The following is a 22,812-nucleotide window of genomic DNA, read 5'->3' as shown; positions in this document are numbered from 1 at the left end:
CGCGAGCAGGAAGTCTCCTACGACAGCCGCATATCCAAGAGCCGCCGCCCTTCGCCCCTGAGCAGCTTCTTCACCGCGCCGGAGGCCACGACCTCGCCGTCATTGGCGTAGGCCTCGTGGTTCTTCTCGATGTCGTCGAGACGGTAGAGGTAGTTGACCATGATGCCGGCGGACTCGCGCAGACCCTTCGAGGAGAGATCGCCGAGCCAATTGATGCGCTCGAGCCGCGCGCCGTTGCCGAGATGGAAGCGGGCGACCGAGTCGATCAGGCGGCCCTTCGGCGTACGCGCCTTCAGGAAATAATGGGCCGCAAGCGGCTCCAGCACGCTGCGCAACTGCGCGGTGACGTCTGCATGCTCGAACCATTTCGGCTCGTCGAGCTGCTTCAGCATCTCGCGATCGTCGGCCGACAGGGGCAGGTCCTTGTCCTGCTTCACCCACTGCATGAACCCCGGCACCGGCGACAGCGTCACGAAATTGTCGAGCTTCGGCAGTTCGCGGCGCAATTCCTCGACCACTTGCTTGATCAGGAAGCTGCCGAAGGAGATGCCCCCTAAGCCACGCTGAGTATTCGAGATCGAATAGAACACGGCGGTGCGCGCGCGCTCGATAGGCAGATGCTGGCGGTCGACGGCGAGCAGCGGCGCGATCGCGCCGGGAATGGTCTCGGTCAGCGCCACCTCGACGAAGATCAGGGGTTCGTCGACCATGGCGGGATGGAAGAACGCGTAGCAGCGGCGGTCGACCGGATCGATGCGGCGGCGCAAATCGTCCCAGTCGCTGATCTCGTGCACGGCCTCGTAGCGGATGATCTTTTCGAGGATGTTGGCCGGGGTCGACCAGTCGATCCTGCGCAGCACGAGAAACCCCCTGTTGAACCACGAAGAAAGGAGATGGACGACGTCGCGGTCGAGCGCGGCGAGATCGGTGCGCCCGTTCATCATGCCGAGCAGGTCGGCGCGCATGCTGACCAGGTCGCCGGTGCCGCCGGGCGCGCGGTTGAGGCGGCGAATCAATTCCTGCCGGCGCGGCTCGGAAGCGAAGTGCAGGGAGCTGGCGTCCTCATCGCCGGACTTGGCGCGCCATTTTTCGATCGCCTTGGCCAATCGCTCGGGGTCCGGACCGAAGTCGCGCACCAGCGCCTCGAAAAAAGCGCGGCGTCCTTTCGCATCAAGGTCCTGGTAGAGGTCGAGCACCTCGCGCGCCATGGCGGTGCCCGAGGCTTCGCCCCGTCCCGACAGCAGCGCCTCGCAGAGCTCGACCAGGCCGTCGGCGTCATGCTTTGTGTCGGAGGAATCCCCGCGGCGAAGCAGCGTGCGGCCGCGCTCGGAGATCGTGGCGAGCAGGTCGGAGAAGAAGGCGTTGGCCATCTGGGCTTTTCGAATCCGGTTTGTGCGCTGCGGAAGCTTACACGGGATTTAGGCGGAAGCCGATCACAATCAAGCGCAAGAGTTTGGCATCTTAAGCTACGTCATGCGCCCCAAGAAAGCCGCCATGCCGCGCGAAGGCGGACGACGACGGGCGCGAAGTTGGACGCAGCAATATGCTCGCCCCAAAGCACGCTGTCATGCCCCGGCTTGACCGGGGCATCCAGTACGCTGCGGCCTTTCCGTATCCAACTGACGTCTCTGGGATACTGGATCGCCCGATCAAGTCGGGCGATGACAGCGAGTTTACCTCAACCCTTCCCCGCAAATTCCGTCGGCGTTCGTCCGGTCACCTGACGGAAGGCGGCCGAGAACGCGGGCACGCTGGCATAGCCGAGCTGGGCGGCGAGCTGCTTGACTGAGATGCCGGCGTCGGTCGAGAGCCGCTGGATCGCCGCGGCGATCCGGGCGCGCTGGCACCAACTCTTGAAGCTCAATTGTGTTTCCGTCGAGAACAGCCGCGACAGCGTGCGTGCGGAGGTTCCGACCTCGCGCGCCAGTGCGTCGATGTCGTGCAGGCCGGTGGGATCGTCGAGCACGATCATCGCCGCGCGGCGGCAGCGCGGCTCGTGCGGCAGCGGCACGAAGGTCGCGGAGTCCTCGGCCTGGTGTAATTCCACCATCACCAGGCGAACCAGGAGCTCGGTGCGCTCGGACGTCGTGCGGGCATCGAACAGCGCCAGGATTGCCTGATGCAGCAAGGGCGATACCCGCACCACGAATTCCTTGGTCAGGCCCTCATCGCGCTGCTCGCGCTCCAGCCAGGGCAGGTCGAAATAGAGCGTCCGCATTTCGATGTCGGCGAGCACGTCGATGGCATGCTCGAGCCCGGCCGGGACCCAGACCGCGCGGTCCGGCGGCACCAGCCAGCGTCCCTTGGGCGTCGTCACCTGCATCGTTCCCTTGGCGGCATAGACGAGCTGCGCTTCCCGATGCTTGTGCGGATCGAGACGCAGCCCCTTGGGATAGTCGCGCGCAACCAGGTGCACGCCTGCGGTCGAGCGGTGGTTGCCGCGGACCTCCTTGATTGGCGTTTCGACGACAGTCATTGGCAGCATCCCGTCATGGCCCCGACATATAACCGATTTTGGAGCAGGAGAGGATTCGTCTATGAACAGCCCCGGCCGGGTGATCGGCTTCGTCAACGCCGCCCATTTCATCGATCACTATTCGATGCTGATCTTCGCCGCCGCCGTGATCATCATGGGACCGGCGCTCGGCATGGCCTATTCCGAGCTCCTGCCTTACGCGACGCCCGGTTTCGTCGCCTTCGGCGCGGGATCGCTGCTCACCGGCTGGCTCGGCGACCGCTGGAGCCGCCGCCACATGATGCTGATCTTCTTCGTCGGCATCGGAGCATCCATGATCTCCGTCGGCTTCGTGCAGACGCCGGCGCAGCTCGGCGCGGCGCTGCTCGCGATCGGCATCTTCGCCTCGATCTACCACCCCGTCGGCACTGCGATGATCGTGTCCTACGCCGACAAGCTCGGCCGCGAGATGGGCTTGAACGGCGTCTGGGGCAATCTCGGCGTCGCATCGTCGGCGCTGGTCACCGGCGTGATCGGCCAGTATCTCGGCTGGCGCCTTGCTTTCATCATCCCGGGCGTGGTCACCGTGCTGATCGGATTTGCCTTCGCGATGACCGTCGTCCACGAGGACCGCAAGGGCACCAAGCAGGCGGCCGCTCAAGCGCGGGTGGCCAAGCAGGACATGTGGCGCGTGGTGCTGTCGCTATTGATCGTCGTGATCGCGATCTCGACGACGTTCAACGCGGTCACGGTCGCGCTGCCAAAGCTGTTCGCGGAGCGGCTCGCGGACCTGACCAAGAGCCCGGCGCTGCTCGGCGTCATCGCCGCCTGCGTCTACGTCTTCGGTGCGATGACGCAGTACACGATCGGCCGGCTGCTCGATCGCTATTCGCTGAAGACCGTGGCGCTGCCGCTCTCCTTCATGCTGGCGCCGTTCCTGTATCTGGCGGCGAGCCTGTCCAATTTGCCGCTGATCGTGGTCTCGATCGGCATCGTCATGGGAGCGTTCGGGCAGGTCACGGTGAACGATGCTATGGTCGGCAAGTACACCACGGAAGAATGGCGCTCCCGCGCCTATGCGGTGCGCTATTTCGTCGGCTTCACCGCGGCTGGTGCCTCCGTCGGCCTGGTCGCCTGGCTCTACGAGCAGGGCGGCTTCGTCTCCATGCTGCACGCCTTTGCCGGCCTCTGCCTGTTGGCAATCGCAGCCGCGATCATCCTGCCGCGCGAGATCAGGACGCCGCAGCCGGTTTGAGGGGGCAGGCTGGCTCGCGCCGTATCGTCATTCCGAGCGCAGCCAAGCAATCCAGACTGTCTCAGCGGAAAGACTCTGGATTGCTTCGCTGCGCTCGCAAGGAGGGGAATGATGGAATAGTGCCGCTGTTTTGCCCGACGTGTCAACGTCGTCCCGGCGTAGCTCGACGCATTCCTGCCGGCACCTTCCTACTTTGCATGGGGTTGTTTTGCATGGGGTTGTTTTCGCGTTTTTTGCCGAAGCGCCCGCAGCCCCTGGCGTGGAGGCGGGAACTCCCTTCGCCTCGAGCGGGTTCTACTCCTGCTGCCACCGGCACCTCGCCGGGGGCCGATCAAGGGGGAACGACACCCGCATGCAGTGGAGCCTGCTCCGACCGGCCGGCCTCGTCCCCGCGGCGCTTATCCTCACGACCATTACGGCGAGCGCAGAGGGCGGCAAATCCGCCGGTCCGTCCGAATTCCTGCTGATGGCGCAGATCGTGCTCCTGATCGCCGTGGGCCGCGGTCTCGGCGAGATCATGCAGCGCATCGGGCAGCCCTCGGTGATCGGCGAATTGCTCGCCGGCATCCTGCTCGGGCCGTCGCTGTTCGGCTGGGTCTGGCCGGAAGCGCAGCAGGCGATCTTCCCGAAGACACCCGAGCAGAAGGCGATGATCGACGGCATCGCCCAGTTCGGCATCCTGCTGCTGTTGCTGTTGACCGGCATGGAGACCGATCTCAAGCTGGTCAGGAGGATCGGCAAGGCGGCGATCGCGATCTCGATCGCCGGCATCGTCGTTCCCTTCGCCTGCGGCTTCGTGCTCGGCGAGTTCCTGCCGGATGCCATTCTGCCCAATCCGCAAGCCCGCCTGGTGGCCTCTTTGTTCATGGGGACGGCGCTGTCGATCTCGTCGGTGAAGATCGTCGCGGTGGTCGTGCGCGAGATGAACTTCATGCGCCGCAATGTCGGGCAGATCATCGTCGCCACCGCCGTGATCGACGACACCATCGGCTGGATCATCATCGCCATCATCTTCAGCCTGGCCTCCCAAGGCACGCTCGACGTAGGCTCGGTCGCGAAGGCCGTGCTGGGCACGCTGGCCTTCCTCGTCGTCAGCTTCACCATCGGCCGCCGGCTGGTGTTCCAGCTCATCCGCTGGGCCAACGACACCCTCGTCAGCACCGCGCCGGTCATCACCGTGATCCTTCTGCTGATGGGCACCATGGCGCTGATCACGCATCTGATCGGCGTGCACACCGTGCTCGGCGCCTTCGTTGCCGGCATCCTGGTCGGCGAGTCCCCGATCCTGACCCGGCAGATCGACGAGCGCCTACGCGGCCTGATCTCGAGCTTCTTCATGCCCGTGTTCTTCGGTCTCGCCGGGTTCAGCGCCGATCTGTCGGTACTGCGCGATCCCCATCTCCTGATGCTCACCGGCCTGCTGGTTGTGATCGCGAGCGTCGGCAAGTTCGGCGGCGCCTTCGTCGGCGGCACGATGGGCGGCTTGAATTATCGGGAATCGCTGGCGCTCGCGAGCGGGATGAACGCGCGCGGCTCGACCGAGGTGATCATCGCCACCATTGGCCTCTCCATCGGCGTGCTCAGCCAGACCTTGTTCACGATGATCGTGACGATGGCGATCGTGACGACGATGGCGATGCCGCCGACGCTGCGCGCGGCGCTGGCGAAGCTGCCGGTCAACAAGGAGGAGAATGAGCGGCTGGAACGCGAGGAGTTCGAGAGGCGCGGCTTCGTCGCCAATCTCGAACGGCCCTTGCTGGCGGTGGACGAGAGCGTCAACGCAACCTTTGCCGCGCATATCGCGGGCTTGATTGCCGGCATGCGCGGCCTGCCGATCACCGTGCTGCATATCGGCCGTCGTGCGAAGGGGCAGGAGATCGGACGGGGCGAGGTGGGAAGCCATGAAGCCGTGGTGAAGAAAGCGGCTGAAACGGTGTCGCACTATGGCAACGGCGATACTGGCAGCGTCGATGTCATCACGCGCGTCGGGCGGGCGGAACTCGGCGAGACGATCGCCGATGAAGCGCGCAAGGGTTTTGATCTTCTGGTCGTCGGCGTCGACAAGGTCACCGCGACCAAGGATCGTTTCGACGGAAGGATCGAGGCCATCGCCGCGGAGTTCGAGGGACCGCTTGCGATCGTCGCGGCCAGGGGCCGGCATCTCAAGGACCCGATGCTCGAGACGCTCAACATCCTCGTTCCGGTCTCCGGCAGCGGCGTCTCCAAGCGCGGCGCCGAGGTCGCGGTCGCGCTGGCGCAGGCGGGATCAGGCTCGCTCCGCGTGATCTATGTGGCGACGACCCGTGACAAGGGCGCGCAGCGCGGCGCGTCCCGCGGGCTGAGCCAGGAGGCGGGCATCCTCAAGGACGCCAGCGATCTCGCCGCCCGCTATGAAGTCGATATCACCACGACCTTGCGCGTGAACCGGGCGCCGGAAGCTGCCATCCTGCGCGAGATCGCTACCACCGATGTCGATCTCGTGGTCATGGGTGTCGACCGGATCCAGGCCGACCATCTCTCCTTCGGCGGCGTCGCCGATGCCGTGCTCAGGCAGTCGAAGGCCTCGGTCCTGCTGGTGTCGAGCGGCGAGGCTCGCCAGGCGTCCGCGGAGAAGGCTTAAGGCTTCACTTCCGCAGCCGGCTGCGCCGCAGTCGCCGCCTTCTTCGATGCGCGCCAGTTCTCGAAGCGCTGCACCACCACGAAGAAGGCCGGCACGAACAGCACTGCAAGGCAGGTCGAGGCCAGCATGCCCGAGAACACCGTGATGCCGATCGATTTGCGCGCGCTGGCGCCGGCGCCGGTCGCGATCACCAGCGGCACCATGCCGAGGATGAAGGCAAACGACGTCATCAGGATCGGGCGGAAGCGGGCGCGGGCCGCTTCGATCGCAGACTCGATCAGGGGTTTGCCGTCGCGGACGTGCAACTCAAGCCCGACCTCGACGATCAGAATGGCGTTCTTGGCCGACAGCGCGATCAGCAGGATCAGGCCGATCTGGACATAGAGATTGTTGTCGATTCCCAAACCGTTCAGAATCAGCGTCGGTCCGATCAACGCCAGGGGCACCGCGAGGATCACCGAGATCGGCGCGTACCAGCTCTCATACTGGCCAGCCAGCACGAGATAGACCAGCAGCATGGCAAGGCCGAACACCCAGTAGATCTGGTTGGTGACCGCCTTCTCCTGATAGGACATCGCGGTCCATTCATAGCCGGCGCCGGGCGGCAGCGTCTTGTCGGCGATCTGCTCCATGAGCTGCAGCGCCTCGCCGGAGGAGTAGCCCTGCGCCGGCAGGCCGACGATGCTGGACGACGGATAGAGATTGTAGAGACTGATCAGCGACGGCCCCGTGGCGGGCGTGATCTTGGCGACGGTGCCGATCGGGATCATGTCGCCGTTCTGGTTGCGCACCTGCATGTTGGCGATGTCGCGCTCGGTGACGCGGAACGACGGATCGGCCTGGGTATAGACCTGGAACACGCGGCCGAACTTGTTGAACTGGTTGACGTAGGACGAGCCGAGGTAGGTGGAGAGGGCGGAGAACACCTGGTCCGTCGTCACGTGCAGCGTCTGCGTCTTGACGCGATCGATCTCGACATTGAATTGCGGCACCGCCGACCGGAACGAGGACGAGACGCGCTGCAGTGCGCTCTGGCTTTGGGCGTTGTTGACCATCGCGGTCGTGATTGCCTGCAGCTTTGCGAAATCGCTGTTGCCGTCACGCAGTTCGAGCTGCATCGTGAAGCCGGCCGCGTTGCCGATGCCCTGAATCGCCGGCGGCGGCAGCACCAGTGCGCGCGCCTCATCGATCGTCGCGAGCTTGTCGTTCAATCCGTAGACCAGCGAGCGCAGATCCTCGCCCTTGCCGCGCGAATTCCAGTCCTTCAGAGTAACGTAGGCGACGCCGGCATTCGCGAGGCTCGCGCTGTTGTCGAGCGCGGAAATGCCGGCGATGCTGGTGACCTGTGCCACGCCCGGCGTCTTGGTGATGAGGTCGGTGGCCCTTTCGAGCACCTTCTGGGTTCGCTCGATCGAGGCGCCGTCGGGAAGTTGAACGACGGCGAGCAGATAGCCCTGGTCCTCGATCGGAAGGAATCCCGTCGGCACACGCGACAGGCCATAGCCGCCGATCCCGATCAGGACCAATGCCACAGCGACCGAGACGGTCGCATGCCTGACCAGCGCGCCGATCAGCCGCGCATAGCCTCGTTCGACGCGGTTATAGATGGCGTTGAAGCCGCGGTAGAAGAAGTTGCGTTGCTCCAGCGGCACCGCCGGCCGCAGCCACAGCGCGCACTGGGTCGGCTTCAGCGTCGCCGCATTGATCGCGCTCAGCAGCGCGGTTGCAGCGATCACCAGCGCGAATTGCGAATACATGCGGCCGGTGAGACCCGCGAGGAAGGAGGCCGGCAGGAACACCGAGATCAGCACCAGCGTGATGCCGATGATCGGCGCAAATAGCTGGTCCATCGCCCGGATTGCGGCGTCGTGGCCGTTCATGCCCTGCTCGATGTTGTGGGCGGCGCCTTCGACCACGACGATCGCGTCGTCCACGACGATGCCGATCGCGAGCACGATCGCAAACAGAGTCGACATGTTGATGGTGAAGCCCAGCGCTGCCATCGCGGCGAAGGCGCCGATGATGGTCACCGGCACCGTGGTCGCCGGCACCAGCATCGCGCGCCAGTCCTGGAGGAACACCAGGATCACCGCCAGCACGAGCAGGCCGGCCTCGATCAGGGTCATGTAGACTTCGTGAACCGATGCCTGCACGAATTTGGTGGTGTCGAACGGCGTGTCGTATTTGACGCCTTGCGGGAAGGCCTTTGCGAGCTCGGCCATTTTCTTCTCGACGGCCTGCTCGACCTGGAGCGCGTTGGCGCCGGGCGACTGGAATACGCCGATGCCGGTGGCGGGCTGATTGTTGAGCGAAAAGATCTGGCTGTAGGTCTGGGCACCGAGCTCGACCCAGCCGACGTCGCGCACCCGCGTGACGTCGCCGCTCGTGCCAGTCTTGACGATGATGTTCTCGAACTGGTCGGGATCGTCGAGCCGGCCGTTGACGTTCAGCGTGTACTGGAACGCCTGTCCCGGCGGCGTCGGGGGCGCGCCGACCTGGCCGGCCGAGACCTGCTGGCTCTGCTGCTGGATCGCCTGGATGACGTCCTGCGGCACCAGATCGCGGGCTTGCAGCTTGTTCGGATCGAGCCATACCCGCATCGAATACTGGCCGGCGCCGAACACCGTGACATTGCCGACGCCGGGTACGCGCGAGAGCTCATCACGGATGTTGATGGTGGCGTAGTTGCTCAGATAAAGGCTGTCGAACCTGGAGTCCGGCGAGGTCAGCGTCACGAACAGCAGGATCGAGGTCGACCGCTTCTGCACGGTGACGCCCTGGTTCTGCACGGACTGCGGCAATTGCGACAGCGCGCTGGAGACGCGGTTCTGCACCAGCACTTGCGCGAAGTTGAGGTCGGTGCCGATCTTGAAAGTCACCGTCAGCGTATAGGTGCCGTCGGAGCCGCTGTAGGACTGCATGTAGAGCATGTCCTCGACGCCGTTGACCTGCTGCTCGATCGGCAGCGCGACGGTGTCGATCACGGTCTTGGCGCTGGCGCCGGGATAGCGCGTGGTGACCTGCACCGTCGGCGGCACCACGTCCGGATATTGCGCGATCGCGAGGTTGAACAGCGCGACGGCGCCGATCAGGATCATCAGAAGCGCGATGACATTCGAGAGGACCGGCCGCTCGATGAAGAATTTTGAGATCATGGCCGGCGCTCCTACTTGGCAGACGCCTGCGGCTGCTCGATCTTCGTCACTTGCGGGTCGATCTTCTGGCCCGGAATGACCTTGAGCAGGCCCGCGATCACCACGCGGTCGTCCGGCTTCAGGCCGCTTTCGATCACGCGTAGTCCGTTGTCCACCTGACCGATCTGCACCTTGCGCTGCTCAACCGTGTTCTCGTTGTTGACCACCAGGAGATAGCGGCCGCTCTGGTCGCTGCCGAGCGCGGTGTCGGGGACGAGGAGGGCATTCTTGTCCTGGTCGAAGGGCACGCGGACGCGGACGAAATAGCCGGGCAGCAATACCCGATTATCGTTGGGCACGAGGCCACGCACCGCGAGCGTGCCGGTCGATTGGTTGAGGGTCGGCGCGACATAGTCGAGATGGCCCTCATGGGGATAGCCGGTCTCGGTCTGGAGGCCCACCAGGATCGGAAACTGCTTGAGATCGGCGACGGTCAGCCCGCGGCGCGCAGCTTCAGCACGGATGCGCAGGACGTCCTGCTCGTTGACCGTGAAGTTCACATAGATCGGATTCATCGCTACGATGGTCGCGAGCTGGGTCGGGGAGGAGACGCCGACGAGTTCGCCGATCGAGACCATGTGCGCGCTGACGATGCCGTCGAACGGCGCAGTCACATTGGTGTAGCCGTAATTCACTGCGGCGAGCCTTGTGTTGGCCTGGGCCTGCTGGAGACTGGCCTGGGCGTTGTCGCGCGTGGATGTCGAGGTGTCGAGTGTCGCCTGCGAGACCGCCTGGCGTTGCACGAGTTCGACCTGACGCTTGAAATCGGTTTCGGCTTGCTTGAGCGTGGCCTGCGCACCGATCTCGGCGGCTTGCGCTTGCTCCAGCTTGAGCTTGTAGGTTTCCGGCTCGATCGTGAAGAGCTGGGTGCCCTGCTTGACGAACGCGCCGTCGGTGTAGTCGATCGATTGCAGGAAGCCCTGCACACGTGCCACGAGATCGACGCTTTTGATCGGCGCGGTGTTGCCGGTGGCTTCGACATAGCGCGTCACCGGACGCTGGATCGGCGTCGCGACGTCCACCTTGGGCGGCGGCGGCGCCACGAACGTGTTTTTGTCCTCGCAGCCGGCAAGGGCAATCACGGTCGCTGCAGCGGCCAGCGCCCGCCCGATTTGTCCCAACTGTCCGTTGCGTCGAGCGGGACTGGCGCGCGTCATTCGGTGGCTCCCGATTGCTATCTGTCGTTGTGGCAGGCTAGCAACAAACGACGGGCGGTGGAACACCATAGCCATGGCAGTCTCCAGCCTTGCACTGCAAGGAAGAGCGTGGCTTCTGACAGATTTGTCAGGTGCCGTGACAAACTGCTTTTCACAGCGCGCATGATCGACCACAATTGTGTCAAAGGCTGTGCGATGGAAAACGACGCGGCGAAAAGGGGACGTGCCGGGGAGAATAATGACATGCCAACGACACTCTGGTCGGCCTGCGCCGGCGTCGCGCTGGCGGCGGCGATCGCCATGCCCGCGCTAGCCGACGGCTTGAGGGACGAGATTGCGCCGACCGGCAAGCTGCGGGTCGCGATTGCGATCAGCCCCGCGGGTGGCGCGTTCTGGTCGACCAGGACCGAAACCGGCTATGCCGGCGTGCCGGTCGACCTCGGCAAGGAAATGGCTGCCCGGCTCGGCGTGCCCGTCGAATATGTCGTGCACCAGAATTCCGGACAGATCACCGATGCCGCCGCGAAAGGCACCTGGGACGTCACCTTCCTGCCCAAGGATCCCGAACGCGAGACCAAGATGACGTTCGGCCCGATCTACGAGGTCGCGGACGCCACGTATATCGTCAGGCCCGGCTCTGATATCACCAGCTTCGCCGCGCTCGATCAGCCCGGCACAAAGATTGCCGCTGTCAACAACACCACCACGATGCGTGGCGCAATCGCGCATCTGAAGAATGCGAAGGTTACGGGCTATCAGACCTACGATGAAATCTTCGATCTCCTGAAGAGCGGCGGAATCGACGCCTTTGCGCTGTCGCGCGACCAGCTCAACAAGATGGCGCAGAAGATTCCGGGCACGCGCGTGCTGGATGAGACCTTCAAGAAGACCGTCACCGCCGTCGCCGTGCCGCCCGGCCATCCGCAGGCACTGGCATTCGTCACCAAGTTCATGGCGGAGGCGACGACGAACGGCACGCTGCGCAAGGCCTATGACAATAACGGCCTGAAGGACTCGCCGATCCGCACGCAGTAGCGCGGCCGTGTCTTGGTGCCGTGATGTCTTGCGCGACCTCACGGCGTGATGCTGTGGCGGCGCTACCGCGCTTTGATCTCCGCGTGTTTCGCCATCGCGCGCTCGAACTTGCGGTTGAACAGCCACATCGCACCGAGGATGTCGCGGAAGCTGGCCGACGTTCGCGCCCTGTCGGCCTGTCCGAAGGCGAAGATGCTGTTGTTGCGCAGATGTCTCATGACCGTGGGGTCGGACACCCTGTAGTCCAGCAGGTTGCCCGACCTGAGTGCGGACCGCGTCGGCGTGGGGACGATCTGGATCAGCTCGAACAGCTTCATCTGATCGATCGGATCGGGCAGCATCTTCACGATCGCGGGGATCTCCCGGAACAGCTCCGCATGGGCGTTCATGAGTCCGTCTCTCACTGCGGTCCAGTGATTGAAGCGATGATCGGTACCGCGTGCCCGCGCTTCCTCCTTGTCATCGCGCGCACTCAAGTCGGGGTCGGCCGCCGCGATCGCCGGCTTGATAGCCTCCCATTTCCTGCGGCCGTTGCGGTCTTCGGACGGGCCCGTCTGCAAGCTTCCCATATAGGTGTTCGAGCGCGCATTGCGGACGTTCTGCTTGCCGTTGGTCTCCGCGAAGAACAGCCCCAGGCTGATGCGGCCGGCGGCGTCGGCTTGCGCCGCTGAAAGCCCCTTGGTCCGCGCGATCGCAACGGCGAGATCGACGACGTCCTTGAACGGAGTGGCCGAGCTTTGCGCGCCGGCAGGCGGCGCCTCCATGATGTCGAACAGTCTTCCGTATTCGTCGACCAGCGGCTCGATGTCGGCATCGAAATAGGCGGGCGGAATTTCGAATTTGTTGGGCTTGCCGATTCTGGACGGCATGGCGTCCGTGAGATCCTTGTAGCTGCTGATCACCGCGACGCGCGCGAGATAGAGCGCCTGTCCCGGCAGATTCGGCAGCGGCTGCTTCGCATCGATCTGACCGCGCCGCTCGGCAAGGATCGCCTTGAAATTGCCGAGCGCGCGATCATAGGCGGCAAGCGCGTCCGACTGCCTTTGCGTCAGCGTGTCCTGCTGTCCGACGGCGGGCGCCGCGACAAGGAAGGCAAGAGCCGCCAAGGATGCGGCGGCAAGACATCTCGGTCCCATGGCGGGTTCCCCAGGGCCTGTCGATTCGACGGCCAAGGGGATGGTAAGCATCAGAGGCGGAGGCTGGCGAGATGCAAAATCCCGCTCAACCGGAACTCATGCCGCTGCCCGGTAGTCCGGCGCCGACGCCAGGAACTTTGCGTAGGCGTCGGCATCCGGTGGCAGGAAGCGTTCGGCAAGGCGGCTCCGCTTGTGCTCCTTGGCGCCGATGTCGGCCAAGAGCTCGTCGAAGTGACGGTAGTGGTAGGGTGCGACGCAAAGACCGCCATAGACGCCTGCGGCCGGCCGCTCGACGCGCTTGAAGTGCAGCATCATCTCGATGTTGTCGCGCATCTCTTGCGCCCGCGGCTGGCGTGCGAGTTGCCCGTCAGCGTAGCGGACCAGCCAGTTGGCGGCGAGGTCGGCGCAGAGCACGGTGCAGAACGAGGAATTGAAGCCGACGAAGCCGAGCTCCGGCAGGTCCGGATTGGCGATCAGACGATAGAGCCGGTACTGCCCGTCCGCATCGACCAGCTTGGCCTGATACGCTGCGGGCAGGAACGGCACGCCGAGCTTGTAGCCGATCGCGAGCACTGCGACATCTGCGGCGACGTGCTCGCCTCCGCTCATCACGACAGTCTCGCCTTCGTAATGATCGAAGCTGCCGAACAGCGCCTTGATGCGGCCGTCGGCGACCATCGGATAGAAGCCGGGCGTGGCGATCGGCACCGAGCAATTGACGCCATCCTCGATGCGCTCCTTCGGCACCATCCGGCATGCCCCGAGCTTGAGCTGTGCCTTCAACAGGCTTTCCAGCCCGCGCCAGTTCGCCCAGACCAAGGGAGCCGCGAGGCGATGAGCGAGGCGGGCTATCGGGCTCGCGCCCCAGCCGGGAAACATCTGCTCCTGGGCTCGGATGTAGAGGATGCGCTTGAAGTTGACGAGCCCGCCGATGAAGTAGGGAATGCGCCAGACCGGTTCACGCATCACGATCGTCACCTCGCGCGCGCCCGCCTTCACCGCGTTGACGGCGATGTCGGTCGCCGATTTCGATCCGCCGAGCACGACGACGCGGCGCCCCTTCGCAAGCGCGGGGTCATTGTATTTGGACGAATGCAGGATCTGGCCGCCCTGCGCCTTGAATCCGTCTTCGCCGGGACAGTTCAGCTCGCGCGGCTCGTTGAATTGTCCGGTGCAGACGGCGACGAAATCGAAATCCTCATTCGTGATCGCGCCACTCTTGTCCGTCAGCGTCAGCGTCCAGCCCGGCTTGCCGTCCGCGCGCCGCGCCATGCCGGCCACGCTGGTGCGAAGCCGCAGCATGCGGTCGATGCCGAAGCTCCTCGCATAGTCGATGAGGTAGGCATAGACCTGCGGCCCAGTCGGCCATTCCGGATAGCCTTGCGGCATGGCGCGATCGGTGTAGCGGTAGAGCTCCTTCGGGCTCTGGGTCTGCACCTCCGGATAGGAGCGTGCCGGCTCCCAGACGCCGCCGAGATCGGCGCTACGTTCGACGATAGTGACCCGGTGACCGCGGGTAGAAAACGCCTTTGCGGCGGCAAGGCCGGAGACGCCGGCGCCGATCACGCAGACATGCTTGGGGCTGACCATGGGACTGCTCGCACATTGGAGTTGCTTTGGGCGCAAGCGGCCACGCTCGGCCGCGCTGAGCGGCCCGTGGACTTGCGATCGGGCGAAAATGAACGTGGAGGCCGGCCGCCTAGTCGTTGGCCTCGGGCGGCAGGAAGTCGACCTCGTGCAGGGCCGAGATGCGCACGACCTCGGCGGGGTCGGTCAGGTTGTGGAGCTGGTTGAACAGCGCCTCCAGCTTCTGCATCGGCGAGACCCAGAACAGCGCGCGGCACGGCTTGTCCGACTTGTTGAAATAGCCGTGCGGGATGCCGCGCGGCATGCGCACGAGATCGCCGGCCTTGGCCTTGACCCACTGGCCGTCGAGCTTGAGGTCGAGCACGCCTTCCTGCACCAGGATGAACTCGTCCTGGGTCGGATGGATGTGCACCGGCACGAACTGGCCGGGCTCGCTGTTGGTCTCGAACGCGAAGGTGGAGTCGGTGATGGCTTTCGGGAAATAGAGCTGGCCCAGGATGTTCCAGCTCTTGCCGCCATAGCCCGTGCCGTTCGCGGTAATGCCCTTCTCGAGTGCAGTCATGCTCGCCTCCTCATGGATTCCGGCGAGGGTGGAGCTTCGGCTACGCGCACGGCGCTGTCTATCCGCTAAACGAATCCGGACGCGGCTCCGGACTTGGCTGCTGCCCTGCAGCACGACGATTTTGCGACGCGGCTCTTTCCGGGGACGAGAAACCATTATAGGCTTAAAATAATTCCGTGACGCGAAGCGTGGTCGGTGATGTCCGCAGCCGAGCTGGAAATGAGCGCGCGCCGCTCCAGTACCGAAAGGCTCGCGGAGTTCGCCCGCGTCAGCACGGCTGATGTCGACGAGGCGGCCGAGCAAGTCGGGCGCATCTTCTGCCCGCATGACCTCAAGCCCATGCAAGCGCGGTCGTCCGGCTTCTCGGCCCGGCACAACTGCGCGGCCTTTGACGGCTTTTCGATCAGCTATGTCGGCTATGGCGGATCGGTCATTATCGATCCCGGCTGCCTCGAACGCTTCTTCCTGGTGCAGATCCCCCTGCGGGGCGCCGCCCGGATACGCGCGGGCGCCAGCGACATCGCGACCGCGCCGGGACGGGCAGCCTCGCTGTTGTCCCCGACGATTCCGACCCGGATGGTGTGGACCGACTGCGCGCAGGCGATCCTGCTGCTCGACCGCCGCATGGTCGAGCAGCGCGCTGCGGCGCTGTCGGGCCGGACATCCGCGGCCGTCGAGTTCGATCCGGTCATAGACCTGAACGCGCCCACTGCATTCGGCCTCCGAGCGAAGCTCGACGCTTTGATGACGCTTGCCGAACGCCTCGGACCATCCCGCAGCCTTTCGGCGGTCGCGACCGCCGACTGGCGCGAGACGCTGCTCGATCATTTCCTCAACCACCAACGGCACGACCTGTCCGATGCGATCAGGACGTTCTCGGGACAGGCCGAACGCCTGCCGCGCGCGCTTCGCGCCGCGCGGGACTATCTTGCGGTCAATGCCGGTGAACCGCTCGATCTCGTGCAGCTTGCCTGCGTGTCCGGCATTGGCATCCGCGCACTTCAGCTCGGCTTTCGCCGGCATTTCGGCCAGTCGATCTCCGGGATGTTGCGCGACATCCGCCTCGCCAACCTCCACGCTCGCCTCTCGCAAGCCGTGCCCGATGCCTCCATCACCGACATCGCCCTCGATCTCGGCTTCACGCATTTGAGCCGCATGGCCGGCGACTACCGCGCAAAATTCGGCGAGACGCCCTCGGCGACCCTGAGGCGGCGGCTGAGTTAGCTGGCGCGCTACTTCTTTGACCGCGTCGCGCCGTTCTCGTCGGACGCCTGCTTGCGCAGGAAGCGGTCAACCTCGGGTTGGACCGAGTAGGGTAGCGGGATCGGATCGCCGACGGCGTCGACGGCAGTGTCAAGGCAGCGGCGCAACATGCGCGCGAGCTCGGCCTTGCGGTAGGGTTTGGTCAGGAGTGGCACGCCGTGGCCGGCGCGGTCCTGCGCATGCAGCGAGTCGTAGGCGTAGCCCGAGGTGAGCAGGACCCGCAATGACGGCCGCGCGGCGACAAGGCGTTCGGCAAGCTCCCGGCCATTCATGCCGCCGGGCATGACAATGTCGCTGAACAGGAGGTCGAAGGGCGTACCTTCTGCGGCAATGGCGAGCGCCTCGACGGCGCCGGCAGCGACGATGACCTTGTAGCCCAAACTCTCAAGCTGGACCGTCACGTATTTGCGCACCTCGCGGTCGTCCTCGACGCAGAGGATGGTCTCATGTCCGCCGACCATCCTGTGCACGCTGTCGCCGGTCGCGCGGCCTGTGCCGGTCTCGGCCTTGGGCAGGTAGATCCTGAACGTGGTGCCACGGCCTTCCTCCGAGGAGACCTTGATGCTGCCGCCGGACTGCTTGACGAAACCGAACACCATGCTGAGCCCGAGCCCGGTCCCCTTTCCAACCTCCTTCGTGGAAAAGAACGGATCGAAGATCCTGCCGAGATTGGACTGCGCAATCCCGGTGCCGGTGTCGGCAATGGCGATTTCGACGTAGTCGCCGGCATAGCCGACGCCGGCCGCCGCGGCGTCACGCAGCCCGAACACGACATTGCTCGTCATGATCGTGAGCTTGCCGCCGTCGGCCATCGCATCGCGGGCGTTGAGCGCGAGATTGAGCAGCGCCGAGCTCAACTGTCCCTTGTCGACGAGCGCCGGCCAGGCCTCGCGATTGAGCTTCGTCGCGATCTCGATCTTCTTGTCGAAGGTGGCGAGCAGGAGTCTGGCGACCTCCTCGATCAGCTCGTTGACGTCGATCTCGCTCGGCAGCAGCGATTGCTTCCTTGCGAATGAGAGCAGGCTGGAGGTCAGCGTGGCGCCGCGATCGGCCGCTTCGCTGATCAGTTTCGTGATCGTCGAAAGATGCGGATCGTTCCTTACGGCCTCCGCGAGGATCTCGATCGTCCCGGTGATGACGGTGAGCATATTGTTGAACTCGTGCGCGATGCCGCCCGTGAGCTGGCCGACCGCTTCCATCTTCTGCGCCTGGATCAGTTGCTCTTCGGCGGCACGCTTCTGCGTCACGTCCCTGACGAAGGTGTTGACGACATAGCTCCCGCCGCGGCGTAGCGCCGTGCTCGATGCCTCGATCAGGATCTGGTCGCCGTTCCTGTGGATCAGGCTCGCTTCGAAGCGGATACCGATCGGGCTTTCAGACAACTCGGGCAGGCGCTGCGTCATGCGCTGCCTGAACGCGTCGCGGAGCGGCTCGGCAACGACGAGGTCGACCACGTCGCGGCCGATCGCCTCCGCGCGCGTCCAGCCCGACAGCGCTTCGGCCTGCGGGCTCCACGACACCACGATGCCGTCTTCATCGGTTTGGACGAAGGCGTCGAATGCGGTTTCGATTACCGCCTGCGTTTGCCGCTCGCTTTGCGCGAGCGCGGCGCGCAGCTCCGCCTCGCCGGCCATTTGCGCGGCGGCCTGCTTACTCTGCCGGCTTTCGACCCGGCGCGCGCAGAACCGCGCGAGGACAAGCGCGACGCCGCCGCTTGCGAGCAGCGCCAGGATTTGCGCCGGGCCGAACTCGTGCGGCTGGGCGGTGCGGATCAAGGCATACGACGCCAGCAGGGCCGCGGCAGTCACCACGGCCTGCAAGGCCATGGCAAGTGTCAAAAGCCCCCTTGGTTTCATTGGCCCAACACCAAGCTCCAGCCGCGGCATCGGCCGTTCCCTTGACGCAATGTAGCTACAGGTTCCGCTTGCCGCAGTCGATGGTCAAAGCTGACGGAAGGCGCCGTCTTCCGAAGGGATTTTAGCCCGCATCCGGCGCGGCGAAATCCGGAGATGTGCGGATTGCGGGGGGCGTCATCGGCGGTGCTACGGGGGCTGGGCGAATCCCCGAGGGTAGAGGCGCATTTCGCCCGGCCGGACGCCCGCCGCGCCTCACGAATTGACGTGCACGAAATCCCGCAAGAGTGGATAGATCTCGTTGTTCCAGCGCTTGCCTGAGAACACGCCGTAGTGGCCGACGCCGGCCTGCATGTGGTGGACACGGCGATAGGCGCGCACGCCGGTGCAAAGGTCCTGGGCTGCGAGCGTCTGGCCGATCGAGCAGATGTCGTCCTTCTCGCCCTCGACCGTCATCAGCCCCATGCGGCCGATCGCCCTGGGGTTCACCATGCGGCCGCGATGCATCAGCCTGCCCAGTGGCAGGAGGTGCTCCTGGAACACGTCGCGTACGGTCTCGATGTAGAACTCGGCCGGCAGGTCCATCACTGCGAAATATTCGTCGTAGAAGGTCTTGATGCTTTCGGCCTTGTCCTTCTCGCCCTTGGCGATGTGGTTGGCGAGATCGAGATGCTGCTTGATGTGGCGCTCGAGATTCATCGAGACGAAGGCGGTGAGCTGCACGAACCCCGGATAGACTTTCCGCAAGGCGCCGCGGCACTGCACCGGCACGTAGTTGATCAGGTTGCGCTCGAACCAGGCGATCGGCTTGCTCTTGGCGAATTCATTGACCTTTGTGGGTTGCACCCGCGTGTCGATCGGGCCGGCCATCAGCGTCAGCGTGGCCGGCCGGGACGGGTGGTTGTCCTCGCACATGATCGCGGCGGCGGCGAGCGCCGAGACCGAGGGTTGGCAGATCGCGACCATGTGCGGGCGCGGACCGAGCTGTCCGAGGAAATCGATGAGGTGCTCGGTATAGTCGTCGAGTCCGAAGCGGCCTTCACTGCGCGGAATGTTGCGCGGATTGTGCCAGTCGGTGATGTAGACGTCGTGGTCCTGGAGCAGCGTCTTCACGGTGCCGCGCAGCAGCGTGGCGAAGTGTCCGGACATCGGCGCCACCAGCAGCATGCGCGGCTGCTCGGGCACGTCCTCCTTCTTGAAATGCAACAGCGAGCCGAACGGCGTGGCGTAGACGATCTCTTCGGTGACGGCGACCTCGCGATTGCCCACCGTGACCTGGTCGATGTCATAGGCTGGGCGGTCATAAGTAAGGGTGGAGCGCGAGATCAACTCCAGCGCTGCGGCGAGCCGGCCGATGATCTGATCTGACATGCCCTGCGGTACCAGGTTGAGGTACTTCAGCGCGGAAGAGGCCCCCGCCCGCCATGGCTGGGTCAGGTCCATGTGGTTCTGAAAGGCCTGATAGAACATCGACATCATACTGAAGCGCCCACCTGTCCCGTGCTGCCATGCAATATCGGCGCCAGCCCGGGGCATGGCGCCCTGAAAACTGGCACGTCGCTTGCTGCTGATTGCGCGGGAAGCACAAGCATTGGGCACCGCAGGGACGGCGCAGCGGTGTCGCGAAGCGTGAGGGAAGAGCCATATGGCGAAGGCGACACTGACGATCAGCAGCAAGAACTATTCGTCCTGGTCACTGCGCGGCTGGCTGCTGGCGAAGTTTTCCGGGCTCGATTTCGAGGAGATCGTGACCGCGCCCGACGATCCTTCCGCGCGCGCCGAAATTCTCCTGCTGTCGTCGTCGATCCTGGTGCCGTGCCTGCGACACGAGGACGCCACGATCTGGGATACGCTGGCAATCGCCGAATATCTCAACGAGGTCAGGCCGGACGCCGGCCTGTTGCCGGCCGACCGCATCGAGCGCGCCCATTGCCGTTCGATCTGCGGCGAAATCCATTCCGGTTTCACCACGCTGCGCGCGTCGCTGCCGGTCAATCTGAAGGGGCATTTCCCAGGCTTCAAGATCTGGTCGCGGGCGCAGGCCGATATCGACAGGGTCTGGTTCATCTGGCGCGACTGCCTGGAGAAATCCGGCGGGCCCTTCCTGTTCGGCGCGACGCGCACCATGGCGGATGCGATGTACGCGCCCGTCGTGACGCGCTTTGTGACCTATGACGTCAAGCTCGAGCCGCGGCTAAAGGCCTATGCCGACACCATCATGGGGATGGTCGAGATGCAGGAATGGATTGCGGCGGCCCGGGAGGAACCTGCCGAGATCGAGGAGCTCGAGGTCGAATATTAGGCAGACCTTCCGCGGCGTTGCCTGTTTCGGGAGCGGGGGAAGGTACCCAGCATCCCGCGATGCGCCGGCGCCCGGCTATGGTCCGCCGGAGACGCCATGCGCTTGAAGCCGTTAACTTTTGCGAGCAGGCGACGGCTCACGCCTGCACGCGCGTCGCGCAGATATGGTACGCGCGCGCAGGCACTTGGCGACATCTAGCCGTGAACAGGCGCGTACAAAGCGTTCCGACTGATTCGGACGTGATTCGTTCGGGCCGCGTTCCGAAGGTTAAGCGGACGCGTTGCGCCGTTACATTTTGAGACAGGGCCGCGCGGTCAGGCGGTCTGCTTCACGCGCGGCAGGCGCCAGCCGATGACGGTGGCTTCCACAGCGATTCCCGCTTCGTCGTTGCGCCAGCGACCCTCGACGTAACGGCATGCGAACGGCAATTGATACGTTCCGCTATGATCTTCACACAGCACTTCGAGCGGCATGCCGGGCGGTGGTTCTCCTGCGCCGTCGAACTCTGCCAAACGTCTTTCGCGCGTTGCCATTCCAAAAATCTCCCCTAAAGAAAGCCGCGGAGAAGCACCCACGTCTCCCCGCGTGCTGATCATTGCTCCCCGCCCATGGGAACGGGCCAAGCTCAACGCGAGAATGCGGTGTCAGTGTGGTAGCCTCGGCGTGCTGTGCGCGATCTGCGCACATTGATGTGATCGAATCGATAGGGAACCCGCATGCCGTGCAGGAGTGCTGCCATTTGTTTCGCGACGTTGCTGCTTGCAACGCTCGCGCCGCCACAGGTCGGCGCGCAGGACGTGCCCGGCATCGAGATCTGCACGGTCGAGAAGACAATGGAGCGGCGCACGAGCTGCCTGCAGAGCAACGTCGACTTCCTGCAGAAGACGATCACCAAGCTCAACCTTGATCATCAGCAGAAGCTCGACGCTGCCAATCGCCAGATCGATACGCTCAAGGCCAGCGTCGCCGGCTTGCAGAAGACACTCGGCGATCTCCAAGCCGCGCAGGCGAAGACGGCGGAAGAGTTGAAGAAGAAGCAGGATGCGCCGCCCGCAAAGGATGCGCAGCCGGCGGCCAAGGAGGGAAACAAGGATGCGACGAGATAGGCGCGCCCGCTCTTGAGCATGATCCGGAAAAGTGTGCAGCGGCTTTCCCTCGCGACAAACGCGGAACGCGTTTGCGCGGAGATCATGCTCAAACAATAACCTAAAGCGCGATGACGATTCATCCCGATCTCATCGCGCTGTAGCGATCACGCGACGCGATATCGCTCCATCACGCCAAGATCGGGCTCGTAGCCAAGCCCCGGGCCGGCCGGAACCGCGACATGACCGGTGGCATCGACATCGGCGCGACCACTCCAGAGGCATGCCTCGCGCTTCAAGTAGAACATCTCGACGAGCCCGTCGTCGCGCAACGCCAACAGATGCAGTGTCGCCAGAAGGCCCGGGCCGAAATACGGTGAATGCGGGACGATACTGACGCCGAGCTCATCGGCCAGGCTTACGACCTTTAGGAATTCTGTGATGCCGCCGACCTTGATGACCGATGGCTGGGCGTGGCTCACCGCGCCCGCCGTCATCATCTGGCGGAATTGATATTCCGTGCAGGCATTCTCGCCGGCGGCGATCGCGAGCCCGCTCTTGCTGCGCACCTCGGCGAGCGTGGCAAAATCCTCCGGCGGCCAGACCGGCTCCTCCAAGAACATCGGTTGCGCATCCCGGCATGTCTTCGCGAACGCGATCGCCTGCTCGCCGGTGAGCGGGCAGTTCATGTCGACCATCAGCGGAATGCCGGGGCCGATCGCCTCGCGCGCGGCAAGTACCGCAGGCGTCGTGGTCTCGTGCAGCTTGATGGCGCCGTAGCCGAGCGCGAGGGCCTTCCTGCATTCGGCGGCGATGCTCTCGGGTTTACCGATCCGCAACAGGCTCGCATAGGCTGGAATGGCCGTGCGCTTGATTTCCCCGAGCAGGCGATGCACCGGAACTCCCTTGATCTTCGCGGCAAGGTCCCACAATGCGATGTCGAGTCCGGAGATCGCGAACATGGTGATGCCATAGCGGCCGAACAGATGCAGGTTGCGCTGGATCTGTTCCATCACTGCCGGAATGCCGGCCGCGTCAGGAGCCTCGAGCCCGCGGGCCTGCGGCGCGATCATCTCCTCGACGGCGCTGCACGTGGTGCGCGGGCAGACATAGGCGAAGGCATCGCCCCAGCCGGTCAGCCCAGCGTCAGTCGTAACCTCGACGATCACCATGTCGAGGGCGGTGATCGCGGAGGCGCCTTGGCGAAAGCTCGCAACGCCGGCGTCATAGGGGATGCGGATATGGTGTGCCCGCACATCGGTGATTTTCATGGCGCGGTTCCTCCAGCTTTCTCGTGAGCGGTTTCAG

Annotated in this window: 17 protein-coding genes; 6 read left to right on the top strand and 11 right to left on the bottom strand. The window is 64.6% G+C overall.

What is annotated here, in order from left to right:
• Nucleotides 1-17: 17 nt before the first annotated feature.
• Complete coding sequence (locus MTX21_RS17035) at nucleotides 18-1,370, bottom strand: malonyl-CoA decarboxylase (protein ID WP_280965931.1); 1,353 nt, start codon at nucleotides 1,368-1,370, stop codon at nucleotides 18-20.
• 308 nt (nucleotides 1,371-1,678) lie between these two features.
• On the bottom strand, nucleotides 1,679-2,476 hold the full coding sequence (locus tag MTX21_RS17030) for a helix-turn-helix transcriptional regulator (protein ID WP_280965930.1): 798 nt from the start codon (nucleotides 2,474-2,476) through the stop codon (nucleotides 1,679-1,681).
• Between the two features lie 61 nt (nucleotides 2,477-2,537).
• Between MTX21_RS17030 and MTX21_RS17025 the strand changes: the two genes are divergently transcribed.
• Nucleotides 2,538-3,710, top strand: a complete 1,173-nt coding sequence (locus MTX21_RS17025) for an MFS transporter (protein ID WP_280965929.1) — start codon at nucleotides 2,538-2,540, stop codon at nucleotides 3,708-3,710.
• Nucleotides 3,711-4,062: 352 nt separating this feature from the next.
• Entirely contained in the window at nucleotides 4,063-6,330 is a 2,268-nt protein-coding gene (locus tag MTX21_RS17020; protein WP_280965928.1) for a cation:proton antiporter, read from the top strand.
• Here the strand turns inward: MTX21_RS17020 and MTX21_RS17015 are convergent.
• Both MTX21_RS17015 and MTX21_RS17010 read right to left on the bottom strand, forming a co-directional pair.
• Nucleotides 6,327-9,485 (bottom strand): multidrug efflux RND transporter permease subunit, encoded by a 3,159-nt coding sequence (locus MTX21_RS17015; RefSeq protein ID WP_280965927.1) that lies wholly within the window; start codon nucleotides 9,483-9,485, stop codon nucleotides 6,327-6,329. The two genes, MTX21_RS17020 and MTX21_RS17015, sit on opposite strands and share 4 nt — an antisense overlap.
• A gap of 11 nt (nucleotides 9,486-9,496) precedes the next feature.
• Nucleotides 9,497-10,681 carry an efflux RND transporter periplasmic adaptor subunit gene (locus tag MTX21_RS17010; RefSeq protein ID WP_280965926.1) on the bottom strand — a complete coding sequence of 395 codons (1,185 nt, stop codon included), beginning with the start codon at nucleotides 10,679-10,681 and terminating at the stop codon, nucleotides 9,497-9,499.
• 243 nt (nucleotides 10,682-10,924) lie between these two features.
• On the opposite strand from MTX21_RS17010, the gene MTX21_RS17005 reads away from it, so the two are divergent.
• Nucleotides 10,925-11,716 carry an ABC transporter substrate-binding protein gene (locus MTX21_RS17005; RefSeq protein WP_280965925.1) on the top strand — a complete coding sequence of 264 codons (792 nt, stop codon included), beginning with the start codon at nucleotides 10,925-10,927 and terminating at the stop codon, nucleotides 11,714-11,716.
• Nucleotides 11,717-11,778: 62 nt separating this feature from the next.
• Here MTX21_RS17005 and MTX21_RS17000 read toward each other — a convergent pair whose 3' ends face one another.
• From MTX21_RS17000 to MTX21_RS16990, 3 genes are all read right to left on the bottom strand, one after another.
• Nucleotides 11,779-12,852 carry a hypothetical protein gene (locus MTX21_RS17000; protein ID WP_280965924.1) on the bottom strand — a complete coding sequence of 358 codons (1,074 nt, stop codon included), beginning with the start codon at nucleotides 12,850-12,852 and terminating at the stop codon, nucleotides 11,779-11,781.
• A 96-nt stretch (nucleotides 12,853-12,948) separates the two neighbouring features.
• On the bottom strand, nucleotides 12,949-14,442 hold the full coding sequence (locus MTX21_RS16995) for an NAD(P)/FAD-dependent oxidoreductase (protein ID WP_280965923.1): 1,494 nt from the start codon (nucleotides 14,440-14,442) through the stop codon (nucleotides 12,949-12,951).
• Nucleotides 14,443-14,551: 109 nt separating this feature from the next.
• On the bottom strand, nucleotides 14,552-15,001 hold the full coding sequence (locus MTX21_RS16990) for a cupin domain-containing protein (RefSeq protein ID WP_063698171.1): 450 nt from the start codon (nucleotides 14,999-15,001) through the stop codon (nucleotides 14,552-14,554).
• 198 nt (nucleotides 15,002-15,199) lie between these two features.
• Between MTX21_RS16990 and MTX21_RS16985 the strand changes: the two genes are divergently transcribed.
• Nucleotides 15,200-16,225, top strand: coding sequence for an AraC family transcriptional regulator (locus MTX21_RS16985; RefSeq protein ID WP_280965922.1), 1,026 nt, complete (start codon nucleotides 15,200-15,202; stop codon nucleotides 16,223-16,225).
• 8 nt (nucleotides 16,226-16,233) lie between these two features.
• Here MTX21_RS16985 and MTX21_RS16980 read toward each other — a convergent pair whose 3' ends face one another.
• Nucleotides 16,234-18,120, bottom strand: coding sequence for a PAS domain S-box protein (locus tag MTX21_RS16980; RefSeq protein ID WP_280965921.1), 1,887 nt, complete (start codon nucleotides 18,118-18,120; stop codon nucleotides 16,234-16,236).
• Between the two features lie 252 nt (nucleotides 18,121-18,372).
• The gene (phaZ, locus tag MTX21_RS16975) at nucleotides 18,373-19,596 is read right to left on the bottom strand and encodes a polyhydroxyalkanoate depolymerase (protein ID WP_280965920.1); all 1,224 of its coding nucleotides are present in this window, start codon (nucleotides 19,594-19,596) and stop codon (nucleotides 18,373-18,375) included.
• 166 nt (nucleotides 19,597-19,762) lie between these two features.
• On the opposite strand from phaZ, the gene MTX21_RS16970 reads away from it, so the two are divergent.
• Nucleotides 19,763-20,419 carry a glutathione S-transferase family protein gene (locus MTX21_RS16970; protein ID WP_280965919.1) on the top strand — a complete coding sequence of 219 codons (657 nt, stop codon included), beginning with the start codon at nucleotides 19,763-19,765 and terminating at the stop codon, nucleotides 20,417-20,419.
• A gap of 314 nt (nucleotides 20,420-20,733) precedes the next feature.
• On the opposite strand, the gene MTX21_RS16965 is transcribed toward MTX21_RS16970, so the two are convergent.
• Nucleotides 20,734-20,952, bottom strand: a complete 219-nt coding sequence (locus MTX21_RS16965) for a hypothetical protein (RefSeq protein WP_280965918.1) — start codon at nucleotides 20,950-20,952, stop codon at nucleotides 20,734-20,736.
• A 183-nt stretch (nucleotides 20,953-21,135) separates the two neighbouring features.
• Between MTX21_RS16965 and MTX21_RS16960 the strand changes: the two genes are divergently transcribed.
• On the top strand, nucleotides 21,136-21,525 hold the full coding sequence (locus MTX21_RS16960) for a hypothetical protein (RefSeq protein ID WP_280965917.1): 390 nt from the start codon (nucleotides 21,136-21,138) through the stop codon (nucleotides 21,523-21,525).
• A 146-nt stretch (nucleotides 21,526-21,671) separates the two neighbouring features.
• Here the strand turns inward: MTX21_RS16960 and MTX21_RS16955 are convergent, their stop codons facing one another.
• The gene (locus MTX21_RS16955; RefSeq protein WP_280965916.1) at nucleotides 21,672-22,775 is read right to left on the bottom strand and encodes a mandelate racemase/muconate lactonizing enzyme family protein; all 1,104 of its coding nucleotides are present in this window, start codon (nucleotides 22,773-22,775) and stop codon (nucleotides 21,672-21,674) included.
• Between the last annotated feature and the right edge of the window lie 37 nt (nucleotides 22,776-22,812).

Source organism: Bradyrhizobium sp. ISRA430 (assembly GCF_029909975.1).
Taxonomy (GTDB): Bacteria; Pseudomonadota; Alphaproteobacteria; order Rhizobiales; family Xanthobacteraceae; genus Bradyrhizobium.
Note: the sequence above shows the minus strand (reverse complement) of the source record. Positions and strands in the feature narration are given on the sequence as shown.